The following is a 13,160-nucleotide window of genomic DNA, read 5'->3' as shown; positions in this document are numbered from 1 at the left end:
GGGTTCTGCCCGTTGCGATCTTGCAAATCCTGAATGCGCTTCGCCAATGAGCCGGTCGCCGACTGCGCCCGTTACGACAGGCTCAGGAGGATAAGTTGATGGAACGCACGCAAGTTCTAGAATTGATGAGCACGCTGAAGCTCTACAGAATACGCAGCGCCTACGACGAGGTCATGGGCAATGGCATCAGGAGGCAGCACGAACCATCGCGCGTCGTAGGCGACCTCCTGCAATTGGATCGACGAGAAACAGGCCCGGTCCATTCGCTACCAGCTCAGAATTGCCAAGCTGCCATTGGCAAAAGACATCGACTTCGCCGACACGCCCGTCAATGAAATCCTGGTGCGGGAACTGGCCACCGGCACCTTCGTTGCCGATCAGCGCAACGTTGCTCTCGTCGGCGGCACGGGACCGGACAAGAGCCATCTAGCTATCGCGATTGCTCGGGCACTCATACGCAACAGCGCCCGCGACCGCTTGTTCAACGTCGTTGATCTGGTCGATCGACTTGAAACGGAAACGCGCAACGGCAAGCAGGGTCGAATAGCCGATTATCTCACACGCCTCGACTTTATCATCTTCGGCGAACTTGGCTATCTGCCGTTCGCGCAGGCCGGAGGTCAGTTCCTGTTCCACCTCATCAGCAGGCTCTACGAGCGTACCTCGATCATCGTCGACGAACCTGGCATTCGGTGAATGGCCGTCGGTGTTCAGTGACGCCAAGATGACAACAGCACTTCTCGACCGCCTGACCCATCACTGCGAGATCGTGGAAACCGGAAATGAGTCCTGGCGCTTCAAAAACCGCTCTCAAAGCTATAGCGAAGATACACATCACCCGCGCTTGGCCTACCCTCTGCAACCCCGGCCAGCGCCGGGCCGGCCAAGCGCTAATCGTCTACAATGGGGTGAAGATTGGACCCCGATAAGGGGTTAATATTGCGCGCTAATTGAGAGTCAACAAAGCAACTCAGTGGCTATTAAGAATTGGGGCCGCCGCATTTCGTGGCCGCATCGGCGCGGCCTTTCGTTTCGGCTTTGGCAAAAGGCCCTCGCGTTGCGCTCTCTTTTTTGCATCTTTGCGAGCGCGACGGATGGCTTCGTCTTTCTCGCGGATGCGTTTTTCTGACGGCTTCTCATAAGCGCGACGTTCTCTGATTTCACGAAAGACACCTTCGCGCTGCAATTTCTTTTTCAGTACACGGAGTGCCTGGTCGACATTGTTATCTCTAACGAGTACCTGCAATTTCTATCCTACTCTTTTGAAAATTTGGTGCGCTCGCGCTCCAAACGTGCAGCTCGGAGCCGGGCGGTTTTTGCGTTAACTGCTGCTCTTTCGTTTTCCAGAATGCCCTTGGCAGTCTTGTCGGTCACAGCGTTTTTTGTTTCCATACGTGTGCGAGGCTGCTTGAAGATCGTTTCTTTGGTAGGCTCGCCCATCTTATACTGTCCCTCCGGCTGTTGGATCCGCATTCGGGTCAGAAAAAAAGGACCAAATAAAAAAGGTCGGGCAGACCCGACCTTCCAATTGTCTCAACGAGCAATGCCAGTACATCCGTGGTCAAAGACCCGAGACAATATCATTGCTCCAATCAAATAGCCTGAAGATTATCGGCAGCCTTCTTGCCCGAGCGGCGATCCGCTACGAGTTCGAAGCTTACTTTCTGGCCTTCATTGAGTGCATGCAAACCTGCACGCTCAACAGCCGAAACATGAACGAATACATCCGGAGAGCCATCATCAGGTTGAATAAATCCAAAGCCTTTTGTGCCATTAAAGAATTTTACTGTTCCGTTGGTCATATTGAATATCCTTCAAATCGAACGGTTAAATAATAACGAAAATTAATTCGCTGCGAGTTTTACGATTTGAGAGAAAAAGAAGGGCTTTAAATTTCAGCCACGTCGTTCGATAACAAATTCGATGCGTATCATCTAGCGCTAACCAAGCATTTTTACAAGGTCTTGACTTTCTTTTTATTAAAACGTGATCTTGGCGCGGTAAAAAGAACCCCGTAGCGAAAACGTGCGAGGCTGGAAGTCATATGTCATTGGCAAACAAATTTTATTTTTAGAATCGAGAAAATCAAGCGACGGCTCACTCGCGATATTTTTTCTCTGCAGCGTCGAGGCGCGCCAAAAGCTGCGAAAACGTGTCTGCATTATTGTTGGAGAACCTCACTCTCAAACCGTCTTTCAACGCCTCTGCTATAACTTGCGACGGGAGATCACAAAGTCTCACGCCCGCAGCAAACTGTCTCGACGAATGGTATGGTTTTTTAAGATCTGTCATGTGCCCAATGTCTTTATCATTTTCAGCACAACAAACGGGTGGTGGCTATGTTCCAATAACGAGCACACTGTATTCTGCAAAAGCCCGTGAAATCTCGCAACCAGTAAGGCCACGCTTGGAAAAGGTGGTGCACTAGCAGTGGGAGTTTTCTCGGTTCGGAAAAATTATGTAAGCACAAAAATTCAACTCGGCGCCGCAAGACAACTTAAAATTAAAATTTATATAGAATTCTCGCAAAAGTTGATTACATTGGTGCTATAATCAAAATCCAACGCATAATTATGTGCGTTCGATCACTGAAGATCGGATACCATCATGAACAAGTTTGATTGGTTAAAGCCCGCACTCGGCGGCGCATCGGTTGGTGCCATTGCGGCAATTGCTGTCGGGTTCTCCGTAGGTGGGTGGGTAACACAAGGCACTTCTGAGCGCCTGATTGCATCCAACATGACCGACGGGGTAGCACTCGCTCTAACGCCTTACTGTCTTGAAAAATCGAAAAACGATCCGGCCGTTGTAAACATACTGGCTGACTTTAAGGCCGCACCAGCTTACTCCCGCGGTACCTTTATCGAGAAGACAGGGTGGGCGACACCGTTGGGAGCACAGCAACCCAATACCGCGCTCGCTACTGCGTGCGGCAACGAACTCGCCAAGGCGCTTTAATGTGGCCGGGAAACCGAACGAGGAGGCTATAATGAATAAACAACTTACCCATAGCATTAATTTGGAAACTGTTTCTGTACGTCCACGGCATGATGAGGACACGACGGCCAGCAGAAGCGATCTCAGAAATGCTCATGAACAAATGACTTCTCCATCTAAAGATTGGTCGCAGCTTGCGAATATTCTCCGGCGTTCTTGCGGCGGTTTCTCACGTACCAGGTCGCCACGTCATTCTTTACCGAGGAGCAAACGCAATGGCTAATGACACCACAGCTCTAGAACGAAAGGTTCTTGCACATGAGCAGATACTTCAGGTTCTCATCGGGCATCTAGCCGAGACCGAACCCAAATTTCTGGATCGACTTAAAGCAGTATTCACGCATCATCATATTCTTGGCTCCAATGAGCTGAACTACGTTAATACAGCGCAGTATGCGGAAAAATTCATTCATGAAATTGAGAAGATGCAAAAGTATAATGCAACGCGTTGATTTTCTCCGTCTCATGATTATCTGATAAAAATTCTAAGCCGATTATTTTTAAATAAATAAATATTACATGTCTGCTTGCGCTTTAATTCGAAAAGGCGCACTGTTTATTATGCACAGCAATTGAAACGGGCGCTGTCGTTGGGAGAGAACAATCTCCTGCCCCAAAATGAAGGGGACATGCGATGTCTTCCGCTTCACGTCTATCCTACTTTGGCCCAGAAGATTTCCCTTCGCTACGTGCTTTCCTGCAACGTTCCGGATATTCGCTGGAGGGTTGCGAAAAGCCAGAGACTCGCATGGAAGCCGCCAAACACCTTTGTGAAATTTTCAGCGACGGAAGCCATAATCCTGTGCAGATGCTGGACATGCTTTTGGCAATTCGCGCCCAACGGCTATCACAATCTAATCAAAGAGAACTGGAAGCCTGGGAGAATGAGGGGGGCTATACGGCCCCGCAAGTCACTGCAAAATCCTTGGTCTTGCGATGGCCTCCTCGAAAGCGGCTCCGATTGAGGTTGGCCCATGGCTGATAATCCGCGTTTCGTGACGTCGGGCTTAATACGGCGACTTCGAGTGGGGATCGAGAGGCCTGTTTCACGAGGAACTTACCGGGCTGGCATCGTTTCAATGACACGTGATCAATCTGGCGAGGATAGAATGTCAGCCCAAAAATCTTTGGATCGTAAATTGAGCGTGTATCTGATCGCATTTCTCATCATATGCATCGACATCGGATTGGTCGCGTGGGTGCTCGGTTCCTACGTCTATTAAGTACTGGTATGCGATATCCTAAAACGTCTGCTTTCCAACTATAATGAAGTCAGAGTTTCCATGTATTCCGACGTTCTTTACATCCACGTTCAGCAAACCGTTGCCTTTTTCCGATGATAATTGAACAAGATCTCCTAGATAGGCCTGCCGGAGTATGTCCATGCTTGCCCACAAGACGCCCTTTGTAAACGTCTTCTCGCCTTCCGTGAGTATGGAAATACTGTAGCTAACAGAACCGAGGTTCTTTCCTTCGCAATACAAATTGCCTATTGAACTAAATGTAGACGTTGGCATGATTGTACCCCCGATAGGGGCTGTGTCTCCTCACCAAGAAAAGTGGGAGACACAGCTATAACTAATGCCGTTTGGTTTTGATCAAGTCATTGGCAGGAGTAGGAAAGCGACCTGAAACGACATCTGTTGACGCAGTTTTCTCCTTGACCTTATCTTTCTTTGGCTCTCTTATTTCTCGGTTACTTCTTTTCTGACCACGGGGCATTTTGAAAACTTCCTGTTTTTGAGAGCCTGTTCCAAAAAGGATTGAGCGATTTCAGTCGGTTATGATTCAATCGGATTGCTTACATTCGATGGAGATCATGATGACCTGGACTGCAACCGCTCGGCAACAATATGGACGACGCAACGCGCGCTATGCAAGCGATTTAACGGATGCGGAATGGACTGTCATCGAACCGATGATGCCTGCACCGAGCCGTCTTGGGCGGCCTCGCAAGACAGATTTGCGTGAGGTGGTAAATGCGCTGCTTTATATTGCTTCATCAGGTGGTGCATGGCGGCTTTTGCCAACGGACTTCCCACCATTTTCCACGGTTCAAAAATATTTCTATCGATGGCGAGATGAAGGGATGCTGCGCATGATCAACAACGCGCTCGTGATGGCAGCACGCGAGTTGACTGGAAAGCAGCCCAGCCCTACCGCTGGCGTGATCGATAGCCAGTCAGTAAAAACCACGGAAAGTGGCGGAATACGGGGCTTTGACGCGGGAAAAAAGATCAACGGTCGCAAGCGTCATATTGTGGTCGATACACTCGGCTTGATGGTTGGTCTGGTGATCCATTCTGCAGGCATTCAGGACCGAGATGGTGCACCTGATGTCTTGAAAACCATCCTCAAACGCTGGCCGTGGTTACGGCATATCTTTGCTGATGGTGGATACGCAGGACCCAAGCTCAAAGGCAGGCTGGAAAAGGTCGGAAAGTTTACGCTGGAAATCGTCAAACGATCCGATCACGCTGCGGGCTTCAAACTCTTACCACGCCGATGGGTGGTCGAGAGGACCTTTGCATGGTTGGGACGTTGCCGCAGACTGGCTAAAGATTTCGAGAAAACCATCGTGTCTGCTGAAGCATGGGTCTACATCGCAAACATCCGCCTGCTTACCCGGCGCGTCGCAAGAGCCTGATATCGTTACGTTCATTATGATTCAGGCTCTGAGGAATTAACTAATTCTTTCATACCGGACCAATCCAGTGATGGTTCAAATCACCGCTGGAGATACTTCCACATTCTTACAGGGATGTTGCCGAGAAAGCTGCGACATCGCTCGCGATGGTGGGTGCCCAGATTGAAATTCCTGAATGAGTAGCCTTGCTGCGGATATGTGAGCGGCACGGTTTTCTGCGGTATCGTAAAGCCGATAGCCGGCGCGTCGCAGTATTTCACGCATCATTCGAAAGTCGGTAGGTCCAAAGTAGGGCTTGATAATTTTGGAAGACATTTCGTCCTCCTTGTATTGGGGCTGGAGTATGCACTCGCAACCGACAGCGCCCGTTTCAAAAGCTGTCGAGACATGCACCATGCGCTTTAAATTTGAGCAAAGCAACTGAGGCTGAATTGCGACGGCAGATCGGGTCAATCATTGCATAAAAAGCTACTTCATGTCCTCCACGGTGATGCGATAGGAAGTTTGCCGAGCCTGTGAATAGACCTCGCGAGCAGCATCGTAGATCAGTTTCCGTGAGACGTCGAAGGCGGCAAGAAGCGATGATTCCGTCGCTGCAATGACGCCATTATTCTCCAGGGCGGGCTTATCGATTAGAAATGGGACGGAGGTCATTCCATCGTAGCCGACAAATCGCACGCCCATCTCAAGATCATCGAAACTTCTGCTGGGGTTTGGAAATGAAAGGGCCATTACGTTTCGCTTTTTACTGCGTCGCCTTCGTCATCGCAACGATGGACGGCATTTGCCATTCTTCGATGTTTCTTGATAAATTGTGTCAGGGCGATCTGTAGTCGACCTTCGTCACGTGTTCCCTCCTGAAATCGACGTGTCAGATAACGTGCAGCATCAGTGCGCAAATCTTGTGTGTCGCCGGTTTTACGAGCCTCCCTTAGAAGTCGCGAAATCATAGTGATGTTTCTGGAATTCAACGCGATGGAAGACATTTTGTCCTCCTTTGTTGCGGGCCAGGTATTTGAAACCTGAACGACAGCACCCGTTTCACTTACTGCCGTTTTGAGCATCATGCGCTTCATGTAAGGAGAAAGCAAATATGGCTGCAGTTCCATCGCCGTTAACTCAGACTGGCTGCGTCGCTAAAAATGCTTCCTTGGTCATATAAGCTGCGGTTCTCAACAGCGATCCGCGGCTATCCATATCAATAATGCTGCCAATGTGTGAATACTGCTGTACCAACTATTGTTGTGACTTCCCCAACTCCTGCGCAATACGCCTCCGGGCGGCTTAGGGGCTGGACAGCCGGACAATTTTACGAACTGGCGACAACGTTTCGAAACAGCTTTGCCTATTGACAGTCTCTTTATATCCATTATTCTGGATATATGGAAAATGAAGAAGCAATAACAGCTTTCGCTGCCCTGGCCCAACCGACACGACTGGATACATTCCGGAGGTTGGTGCAACACGAACCTACGGGTATTCCTGCTGGTGAACTGGCGCGCATGCTGGATGTACCGCAGAATACGATGTCTGCACATCTGGCGATATTATCTCGCGCTGGACTTATAAAAGGTGAACGTCAGAGCCGTTCGATTATCTATCGCGCCGACCTCGACCGTTTTCGCGAACTGACCCTTTTCATGATCAAAGACTGTTGCGGCGGTAGTGCTGAACTCTGCGAACCTCTCATACAAAGCCTAACACCCTGTTGCGAACCGAAAGCGACTACACAATAACACGAGACCGACGAATTCGGCCTTCCACCAAACGGACTGATACAATGACAGCTAGGGTTTATAGCGTGCTCAGCTTGAGCACGGGTAACGTCGTGCGTTCAATTTTGAGCAAGGCAACCTGGAATGTGGAGAATAACTGATGTCCATATTCGAACGATATCTGACTGTCTGGGTGGCTCTTTGCATTGTCGCTGGCGTAGCTCTGGGGCACTTCTTTCCGACAGTATTCCATGCAATCGGATCTGCTGAAGTCGCCAGGGTCAATATTCCGGTTGCTATTCTCATCTGGCTTATGATCATCCCCATGTTGCTGAAGATCGATTTCAACGCATTGAGACAGGTCACTGAGCACTGGCGTGGCATTGGCGTCACGCTCTTTATCAATTGGGCCGTCAAACCATTCTCTATGGCACTTCTCGGTTGGCTATTTATCGGCTGGCTGTTTCGCCCTTATCTGCCTGCAGACCAGATCGATTCCTACATTGCTGGTCTGATTATTCTGGCGGCCGCCCCTTGCACAGCAATGGTGTTCGTCTGGTCCAACTTGACCAAGGGCGAGCCGCATTTCACGCTATCCCAGGTCGCCTTGAACGACGCGATCATGGTTGTGGCATTTGCCCCTATCGTCGGGCTACTGCTCGGACTGTCGGCAATTACTGTCCCGTGGGACACGCTCGTTCTGTCGGTTGTCCTCTATATCGTCATTCCGGTGATTATCGCGCAAATCCTGCGCAGAAGTATTCTCGCCAGCGGTGGACAACGAGCTTTCGATGCAATGCTCAGAACACTACAGCCGCTGTCCCTGATTGCGCTGTTGGCGACACTTGTTCTGCTCTTCGGATTTCAAGGAGAGCAGATCATCGCACAGCCCATGATCATTGCGATGCTGGCCGTCCCGATCCTCATCCAGGTCTATTTCAACTCTGGCCTCGCCTATCTGTTGAATCGAATTTCAGGCGAGCAACATTGCGTTGCTGGTCCGTCAGCTTTGATTGGCGCATCCAACTTCTTCGAGCTGGCAGTAGCAGCAGCAATCAGCCTATTCGGCTTCTCATCTGGCGCGGCGCTCGCAACAGTGGTTGGCGTTCTTGTTGAAGTGCCCGTCATGCTCTCGGTCGTCTGGATCGTGAACCGCTCAAAGGGGTGGTACGAACGCGGTGCCAATCAAAAGCCAGTCACCGAAACAGGAAAACTCTGATGTCTGTTACGATTTATCACAATCCGAACTGTGGGACCTCTCGCAACACATTGGCGATAATCCGCGCCAGCGGCGAAGAGCCTGTCGTCATTGAATATGTGCAAAATCCGCCATCGCGAGAACGACTGGTCGAACTGCTCACTGCAATGCAGATGTCGCCTCGCCAACTCCTTCGCGAGAAAGGCACACCGTATGCCGAGTTGGGATTGTCCGATCCCAACTGGACCGATGACGAACTGGTCAACTTCATGATGACGCATCCTATCCTGATCAATCGTCCAATCGTGGAAGCGCCGCTTGGCACCAAACTGTGCCGTCCGTCAGAACTGGTTCTCGACATTCTGGAAAACCCGGTGTCGTCATTCACCAAAGAGGACGGAGAAGTCATCACCTATGAAAGAAAGTCGCGCTGACATGGACCTGCCGAACCTCTATCAGAATTCCTTCGCATTGCCCAACCTGGATGCACTACGCGCCGACTTTCCAAAGCATAAGCCTCGTATCCTTTTGCTCTATGGCTCACTTCGTGATCGTTCCTATAGTCGGTTTCTGACGCTGGAAGCGCAGCGTCTGCTCGATGCGATGGGCGCTGAAACGCGTCTCTTTCATGCCAATGGTCTTCCCTTGCCAGACGACGGTTCGGCAGAGCATCCGAAGGTTCAGGAATTGCGTGAGGCAATGCTTTGGTCAGAAGGGCAAGTCTGGACCAGTCCAGAACGTCATGGAGCCATGAGCGCCGTCATGAAATCGCAGATCGACTGGATTCCTTTGCCGGGCGGAGCAATTCGTCCGACGCAGGGCCGAACTCTGGCATTGATGCAGGTTTCAGGGGGATCGCAGAGCTTCAACGCTGTCAATCAGATGCGCATTCTTGGGCGTTGGATGCGAATGATCACCATTCCAAACCAGTCATCCGTCGCAAAGGCATGGCAGGAATTTGACGACGCTGGACGGATGAAACCTTCATCGTTCTATGATCGCGTGATCGATGTGATGGAAGAACTAATGAAGTTTACACTTCTGACACGGGGCATCTCGGATCACCTCACAGACCGATATAGCGAGCGCCAGGAAGAAGCGGTCAAACTCGAAAAGCGTGTTTCGTTGAAATCAATATGAGCGCTGAACGGTTTCCCATTGCGGCCATTGCCGGTCTCGGACTGACCCAGAATATCGGTTACGGCACTTTATATTATTCCTTCAGTATTCTCGCGCCATCCATGGCGCGGGACTTCTCCGTTTCCAACGAATGGATTTTCGGAGCGCTGTCGGTTGCTCTGCTAGCCGGGGGCTTTCTGGCTCCCTGGTTAGGCAAATGGATTGATCGTTACGGCGCAGGTCGCATGATGACGACAGGCTCGATACTGGCCGCCATCTCTCTCGTACTGTGTTCGTTTTCTCCAAATGCCTTGGCGTTTGCAGGCGCGCTGACGATCATCGAAATCGCCGCTAATCTCGTCCAGTATGGAGCAGCTTTTGCATTATTGGTGCAATTAGCGCCAAATGTTGCCCAGCGTAGCATTACCTATCTGACACTGATTGCAGGCTTTGCCTCGACAATTTTCTGGCCCATCACAACAACGCTTCAGCACTGGATTACCTGGCAACAGACCTATTTGCTGTTCGCTTGCCTCCATTTGTTTCTCTGCGTGCCGGTACACCTTTTGCTTACGCGTTCTATTGCAAAGAGTGGTCGGAAACGATCAACGAATGGAGCAGTCACCACCGCCTGTTCAGGTGATCTGCCTGCCCATCAACGGCGCAAAGGTTTTGTACTTATTCTCGTGGCATTCTCGACTCAGGCTCTCGTCGCAGCGGCCATTCTGGTCCACGGGCGGGCAAGGCTTTTTCCTGCCAGTTCCGTTCATTGCTGATTCCGCAGAAGATCGAAAAGTCCTCATCTCGCAACGTTCTGTGGCGCGTGCGCTGGAGATTGCCCGCACAGCCTCCGTCTGCTTCATTAGCGCTGGCGAGTTGACGGAGGACTCACTGCTGCGCCGCCAGAACATGCTCAGCAAGTCCGAACTGGAAAGCCTGCGTGCCGCCGGTGCAATTGGTGACACCAATGGCATTTTCTACGACAAGGACGGGCAGCAGGTCGAGCACGAGATGAATCAGCGCACCATCGCTCTCAGCTTTGCCGAACTGAAGAAGGTTCAAGTCGTGCTGCTCATCGCCGGGCAGGAGAAAGCGCTTGCGGCCAAAGCGCTTCTGAAAAGTGGCATCGTCAACGGCCTCATTATCGATGGTGATGCCGCTGTAGCACTGAACCAGCTATTATAATTAGCTAGACTAAACTCCAGCGCAGCAACTTTATCTATAACGTTTTTTGATGCCTCCATAAGCCACGGAGGAGGCGGTGGTTACGAGCCTTCTGCCGATTGCGACGATAACGGCTTGTGGGATAGCCGCGTTTGTTGATTCTTTGTGTGGCAGATTTCAGAACACAGATTGATATGCACTGGGCACGCAGCCCGGTGCACAAACAGGCTCAATACCCGCCGCCCTTCGCCGCAAACTTAAGGTTAATTGGTATTATTTTGCTGCCCGCAGCAACGGGGCGCCTGACTCAGCTTGACCGCATAAAACGACAAGCGGACAGTCACCTGATATCCAGCCAAGAAACCAACTGTCGTTAAAGCATTCGCTACGCCTTGAAAAGGTATGAACCGCTGCCCCCGTAATGGGCGATCCGCTGATAGTTAAATAAGAACAAGATGCTCTTCCGCACACAAGGCGGAAGAGGCTCTATGTCTTGCCACCTGATATAGTTGGCGCCAAGGCCATTGTTCTCGTCATTACTGAAAGCAGCATGACCAGGAGATCAATCCCTCTTAAGGACTGAATTAAATCCGTACCTTGGTGCCCGATTGCGCAACACGGCTACTACGTCTGCGAATACCTTGTTTCTCACCTCTGAATAAGACTGCTTGGAATAATGTGCAGCATGTGGAGAAAGAAGGAGGTTTTCCACGCTCAGAAGCGGGTTGTCCATCCCTACCGGTTCCTGAACCAGCGTATCAATGCCGGCGCCAGACAGGTGTGCCGATTGGAGTGCGTCAGCCAACGCTCCTTCATCCACAAGGCCGCCGCGGGAAACGTTGACTAGGATCGCACCCTTCTTCATTCGTGCAAGCACGTCTCGTGAGATGATATTCTGTGTTTCAGGCGTGGCGGGAACATGAAGCGAAACAATATCGGATTGAGTTATCACTTCCTCGAACGTGGCTGCTTCCACACCGGTCGCAGCAATGCGGTCCGCAGCCATATAGGGATCGTAAGCGATGATCTTATACCCGAATGCTGAGGCCTTGCGTGCCGTCATACGACCGATTTGACCAAAACCGATCAAACCGAGCGTTTGATGCGATGGCCGAATAATCCCCTCGCCGTCAACCATAGCTTGCCATCGGCCTTCACGCACTGCAGTGTCGTAGCGCTTCAGCCGACGAGCGAGAGCCAACATCATTGCCACGGCGTGAGTGCTGACCTCGTCCAGATTGGAGTCTGGCACATAAGTGACCTGCACTCCTGCCCGTGTACAGGCCTCGACATCAATGGAATCGAGTCCTACACCAAAACGACCGATGACTTTGAGTTTTGGCAGCGCCTTCAAAACACGCTCAGTCACCGGTTCCCGCAAGATCATCAACGCATCTGCGTCGTAGCATTCCTCAATCAGCTCCTCTTCATTGAGAAGTGTCTTTTCTATGAAGGCCGCATCGAGCTCCGCAAGATAGGCATGTTGTTCCGGCTCAACGGCGAGAACGCCATCACACTTGACGATCTTCATGCAGATTTCCTTTCCGTTTCAGTGAGCGCGGCTCGCGTTTGCGATATGCCTCCAGCCATTGCAGCGCCGAGAAACATCGTATCGCTTGCGAGCAGATAGAACGAGATTCCTTTCCCGTACCAAGCGGCTATGTCGCTTGTATCCGGGCGGAAAATGCCTACGGCTTTGTTCGTAGAAATTGCTGTTCTTGTGATCTTTTCAATCGCAGCAACAAGCTTTTCGCGACCATTCGGTCCCATCGCATCGATGGAAACGGACAGGTCTCCGGGGCCTATGAAAATCACATCGACACCATCAACTTCTGAGATCTCTTCGATATTGGCCAGACCTTCAGCCGTTTCGACCTGGATCGCCAAAGCGATGGCATCGTTTGCTGCGGTTAGATAGTCTGGAATACGATAGCCATAGGCCGCGGCGCGACCAGGTCCAACCCCTCGAGCGCCGATCGGCGGATAGCGCGTTGCCTGAACTGCGGCCCGTGCTTGGTGAGCCGTTGATACGCGCGGCACAAGAACACCTTGCGCACCGGCATCAAGCACAGCCGCAATCGCTTCCGGTGTATGACCCGGTACCCGGACCATAGCCGGCACAGAGTGAACATCGCAAGCCCGGATCAGATCCTCAATACGCTCACGACTGATCTGCGAATGTTCCCAGTCTATGCAGACGAAATCAAGCCCGGTGGCAGCCGTCACTTCGACCGCGACAGGATGGGGGATAGCGGAAAACGTTCCTATCAGCGGTGAGCGTGCCTTGCAGCGAGCACGAAAACTTTCCATGAATCCATTC

General features: G+C 51.2%; 17 protein-coding genes and 1 pseudogene. 10 read left to right on the top strand and 8 right to left on the bottom strand.

Annotation, left to right across the window (positions count from 1 at the left end):
• Positions 1-98: 98 nt before the first annotated feature.
• A pseudogene (gene istB / locus HWD97_RS19340) lies at positions 99-811 on the top strand (IS21-like element helper ATPase IstB); the annotation flags it as partial.
• A gap of 159 nt (positions 812-970) precedes the next feature.
• Here the strand turns inward: istB and rpsU are convergent.
• The 3 genes from rpsU to HWD97_RS19325 all read right to left on the bottom strand — a co-directional run bounded on the left by rpsU (position 971) and on the right by HWD97_RS19325 (position 1,802).
• On the bottom strand, positions 971-1,246 hold the full coding sequence (rpsU, locus tag HWD97_RS19335) for a 30S ribosomal protein S21 (protein WP_121539629.1): 276 nt from the start codon (positions 1,244-1,246) through the stop codon (positions 971-973).
• Positions 1,247-1,254: 8 nt separating this feature from the next.
• Entirely contained in the window at positions 1,255-1,440 is a 186-nt protein-coding gene (locus tag HWD97_RS19330; RefSeq protein WP_109365777.1) for a hypothetical protein, read from the bottom strand.
• 152 nt (positions 1,441-1,592) lie between these two features.
• Positions 1,593-1,802: a cold-shock protein gene (locus tag HWD97_RS19325; protein ID WP_109365776.1), complete on the bottom strand. Its 210-nt coding sequence runs from the start codon at positions 1,800-1,802 to the stop codon at positions 1,593-1,595.
• 805 nt (positions 1,803-2,607) lie between these two features.
• Here HWD97_RS19325 and HWD97_RS19320 point away from each other — a divergent pair.
• The 3 genes from HWD97_RS19320 (at position 2,608) to HWD97_RS19310 (ending at position 5,644) form a co-directional block, all read left to right on the top strand.
• Complete coding sequence (locus HWD97_RS19320) at positions 2,608-2,958, top strand: hypothetical protein (RefSeq protein WP_319080278.1); 351 nt, start codon at positions 2,608-2,610, stop codon at positions 2,956-2,958.
• A 254-nt stretch (positions 2,959-3,212) separates the two neighbouring features.
• Entirely contained in the window at positions 3,213-3,449 is a 237-nt protein-coding gene (locus tag HWD97_RS19315) for a hypothetical protein (RefSeq protein WP_109365772.1), read from the top strand.
• Positions 3,450-4,819: 1,370 nt separating this feature from the next.
• Complete coding sequence (locus HWD97_RS19310) at positions 4,820-5,644, top strand: IS5 family transposase (RefSeq protein WP_371835467.1); 825 nt, start codon at positions 4,820-4,822, stop codon at positions 5,642-5,644.
• A 75-nt stretch (positions 5,645-5,719) separates the two neighbouring features.
• Here the strand turns inward: HWD97_RS19310 and HWD97_RS19305 are convergent, their stop codons facing one another.
• From HWD97_RS19305 to HWD97_RS19295, 3 genes are all read right to left on the bottom strand, one after another.
• Entirely contained in the window at positions 5,720-5,959 is a 240-nt protein-coding gene (locus tag HWD97_RS19305; RefSeq protein ID WP_124916094.1) for a hypothetical protein, read from the bottom strand.
• Between the two features lie 153 nt (positions 5,960-6,112).
• Complete coding sequence (locus HWD97_RS19300) at positions 6,113-6,376, bottom strand: DUF1488 domain-containing protein (RefSeq protein ID WP_109365770.1); 264 nt, start codon at positions 6,374-6,376, stop codon at positions 6,113-6,115.
• Complete coding sequence (locus tag HWD97_RS19295; protein ID WP_109365769.1) at positions 6,376-6,753, bottom strand: hypothetical protein; 378 nt, start codon at positions 6,751-6,753, stop codon at positions 6,376-6,378. The genes HWD97_RS19300 and HWD97_RS19295 overlap by 1 nt, the downstream gene beginning before the upstream one ends.
• Before the next feature lie 273 nt (positions 6,754-7,026).
• On the opposite strand from HWD97_RS19295, the gene HWD97_RS19290 reads away from it, so the two are divergent.
• The 6 genes from HWD97_RS19290 (at position 7,027) to HWD97_RS19265 (ending at position 10,861) form a co-directional block, all read left to right on the top strand.
• On the top strand, positions 7,027-7,380 hold the full coding sequence (locus HWD97_RS19290) for a helix-turn-helix transcriptional regulator (RefSeq protein WP_109365768.1): 354 nt from the start codon (positions 7,027-7,029) through the stop codon (positions 7,378-7,380).
• A 139-nt stretch (positions 7,381-7,519) separates the two neighbouring features.
• Positions 7,520-8,578, top strand: a complete 1,059-nt coding sequence (gene arsB, locus HWD97_RS19285; protein ID WP_109365767.1) for an ACR3 family arsenite efflux transporter — start codon at positions 7,520-7,522, stop codon at positions 8,576-8,578.
• Complete coding sequence (gene arsC / locus HWD97_RS19280; protein WP_100651581.1) at positions 8,578-8,991, top strand: arsenate reductase (glutaredoxin); 414 nt, start codon at positions 8,578-8,580, stop codon at positions 8,989-8,991. Before arsB ends, arsC begins: the two co-directional genes overlap by 1 nt.
• The gene (gene arsH, locus HWD97_RS19275) at positions 8,972-9,697 is read left to right on the top strand and encodes an arsenical resistance protein ArsH (protein WP_109365766.1); all 726 of its coding nucleotides are present in this window, start codon (positions 8,972-8,974) and stop codon (positions 9,695-9,697) included. Before arsC ends, arsH begins: the two co-directional genes overlap by 20 nt.
• A complete protein-coding gene (locus tag HWD97_RS19270; RefSeq protein WP_342210476.1) occupies positions 9,694-10,452 on the top strand; it encodes an MFS transporter in 759 nt (252 codons plus the stop codon). Before arsH ends, HWD97_RS19270 begins: the two co-directional genes overlap by 4 nt.
• Positions 10,349-10,861 carry a sugar-binding domain-containing protein gene (locus tag HWD97_RS19265; protein ID WP_319080276.1) on the top strand — a complete coding sequence of 171 codons (513 nt, stop codon included), beginning with the start codon at positions 10,349-10,351 and terminating at the stop codon, positions 10,859-10,861. The genes HWD97_RS19270 and HWD97_RS19265 overlap by 104 nt, the downstream gene beginning before the upstream one ends.
• Before the next feature lie 541 nt (positions 10,862-11,402).
• Here the strand turns inward: HWD97_RS19265 and HWD97_RS19260 are convergent.
• Both HWD97_RS19260 and HWD97_RS19255 read right to left on the bottom strand, forming a co-directional pair.
• Positions 11,403-12,371 carry a C-terminal binding protein gene (locus HWD97_RS19260; RefSeq protein WP_109365765.1) on the bottom strand — a complete coding sequence of 323 codons (969 nt, stop codon included), beginning with the start codon at positions 12,369-12,371 and terminating at the stop codon, positions 11,403-11,405.
• Positions 12,368-13,150, bottom strand: a complete 783-nt coding sequence (locus HWD97_RS19255) for an HpcH/HpaI aldolase/citrate lyase family protein (RefSeq protein ID WP_109365764.1) — start codon at positions 13,148-13,150, stop codon at positions 12,368-12,370. The genes HWD97_RS19260 and HWD97_RS19255 overlap by 4 nt, the downstream gene beginning before the upstream one ends.
• Between the last annotated feature and the right edge of the window lie 10 nt (positions 13,151-13,160).

Origin of the sequence: Ochrobactrum sp. C6C9 (genome assembly GCF_022627935.1) — a bacterium.
Taxonomy (GTDB): Bacteria; Pseudomonadota; Alphaproteobacteria; order Rhizobiales; family Rhizobiaceae; genus Brucella; species Brucella teleogrylli.
This window is presented reverse-complemented; position numbering and strand designations above follow the sequence as displayed.

What these genes read in the sequence shown, in the direction of transcription:
- arsC (WP_100651581.1), top strand. Translation starts at nt 8,578, where the DNA reads ATGTCTGTTACGATTTATCACAATCCGAACTGTGGGACCTCTCGCAAC.
- HWD97_RS19295 (WP_109365769.1), bottom strand. Translation starts at nt 6,753, where the DNA reads ATGGAACTGCAGCCATATTTGCTTTCTCCTTACATGAAGCGCATGATG.
- HWD97_RS19270 (WP_342210476.1), top strand. Translation starts at nt 9,694, where the DNA reads ATGAGCGCTGAACGGTTTCCCATTGCGGCCATTGCCGGTCTCGGACTG.
- HWD97_RS19290 (WP_109365768.1), top strand. Translation starts at nt 7,027, where the DNA reads ATGGAAAATGAAGAAGCAATAACAGCTTTCGCTGCCCTGGCCCAACCG.
- HWD97_RS19305 (WP_124916094.1), bottom strand. Translation starts at nt 5,959, where the DNA reads ATGTCTTCCAAAATTATCAAGCCCTACTTTGGACCTACCGACTTTCGA.
- HWD97_RS19300 (WP_109365770.1), bottom strand. Translation starts at nt 6,376, where the DNA reads ATGGCCCTTTCATTTCCAAACCCCAGCAGAAGTTTCGATGATCTTGAG.
- arsH (WP_109365766.1), top strand. Translation starts at nt 8,972, where the DNA reads ATGAAAGAAAGTCGCGCTGACATGGACCTGCCGAACCTCTATCAGAAT.
- HWD97_RS19260 (WP_109365765.1), bottom strand. Translation starts at nt 12,371, where the DNA reads ATGAAGATCGTCAAGTGTGATGGCGTTCTCGCCGTTGAGCCGGAACAA.
- arsB (WP_109365767.1), top strand. Translation starts at nt 7,520, where the DNA reads ATGTCCATATTCGAACGATATCTGACTGTCTGGGTGGCTCTTTGCATT.
- HWD97_RS19330 (WP_109365777.1), bottom strand. Translation starts at nt 1,440, where the DNA reads ATGGGCGAGCCTACCAAAGAAACGATCTTCAAGCAGCCTCGCACACGT.
- HWD97_RS19310 (WP_371835467.1), top strand. Translation starts at nt 4,820, where the DNA reads ATGACCTGGACTGCAACCGCTCGGCAACAATATGGACGACGCAACGCG.
- HWD97_RS19315 (WP_109365772.1), top strand. Translation starts at nt 3,213, where the DNA reads ATGGCTAATGACACCACAGCTCTAGAACGAAAGGTTCTTGCACATGAG.
- HWD97_RS19255 (WP_109365764.1), bottom strand. Translation starts at nt 13,150, where the DNA reads ATGGAAAGTTTTCGTGCTCGCTGCAAGGCACGCTCACCGCTGATAGGA.
- HWD97_RS19320 (WP_319080278.1), top strand. Translation starts at nt 2,608, where the DNA reads ATGAACAAGTTTGATTGGTTAAAGCCCGCACTCGGCGGCGCATCGGTT.
- HWD97_RS19325 (WP_109365776.1), bottom strand. Translation starts at nt 1,802, where the DNA reads ATGACCAACGGAACAGTAAAATTCTTTAATGGCACAAAAGGCTTTGGA.